General features: G+C 32.4%; 1 protein-coding gene. It reads right to left on the bottom strand.

Features of this window, described 5'->3' with window-relative positions:
- A partial coding sequence (locus ABTZ91_RS34090; RefSeq protein WP_352081109.1) for a hypothetical protein occupies nt 1-1,067 on the bottom strand: 1,067 nt, incomplete at both ends.

Here is a 1,067-nt window from a genome sequence, read left to right as displayed (position 1 = left end):
CTTCATCTTTATTAGAGTTACCGCTTAACAATGCTCTAAGATCTTTCGGTTTATTTGTTTCTTTCTTTTCATGATTTAAAGAGTTTAATCTTTCTAAAACTTCATCATTTTTCTTAGCTGCATTCTTAGCCTTTATAAATTCGTCATATTTTTGTCCGATAATCCCGAGACAAGTAGGGGTTTCTAAACCTGTAAAGATTGTATAAATATTAATCCCAACAGTATTATTCGCTTTATAACCAGCTACTGGATATTCATCTAGGTAAGGAGCCATACTATCAATAACTTCTTTCACTTTACTTTCAAACGCCATATTAGTGATATAGTCTACTTGTCCACCATTAGCGATAGTAGTTACAGCAGCTGTTTGTGCTGTTTCAAAGTTATAACCATCTGATAAAACACCATTTTCAATAGATTCTTTAAGCTTGCTTACAAATTGTGCTTCATTTGAAACATCTGGTTTATCAATTAATGTAAGTTTAGAAAGAGTAAGGTAACCTGATTGTTTAATTGTATTTTCAAATTCACTAGAATCAAAGTATTCCATTGTCATATTTTCATATGCATTGGTAATAGTGTTTAACTCGTGTAAAGTGTCAGCGACATATCTATTACAATATGTTAAGAAATCGTCCATTGTTTTGGCTTTATTTTCTTCTTTTTTAAGGAAGTCTGTATATAATTTCTGGTTATCTACGATAATTATTGAGCCAATAGCATCCTTAATTTTACCGATTTCTTGGATTCTTTTAAATGCATTACCTAACACATTACCGCCTTCATTATGACGAGGTAAGGTAAGGATTAAACCTAATTTCTCTGCATATCCACTCTCAGCAAGAGTTATAACAGCCTCAATTATTGCACCTGTACCAGTACCACCACCTAATCCAGCTACTACCCAGATGAAATCACGATCAGATAGTGGTTTAATAGCATTTAAAAATTCTGAACTATTATCCTTAAATGCTTTTTCACCTTTTTCGATATTTCTTCCAGCTCCGCCTTCATATCCACTCAGTCTTACTTCTGTAAAAGCATCTTTTTTATGTTTCACTTTAGAG

Source organism: Streptomyces sp. NPDC126499, assembly GCF_040302485.1.
Classification (GTDB): domain Bacteria; phylum Actinomycetota; class Actinomycetes; order Streptomycetales; family Streptomycetaceae; genus Streptomyces.
Note: the sequence above shows the minus strand (reverse complement) of the source record. Positions and strands in the feature narration are given on the sequence as shown.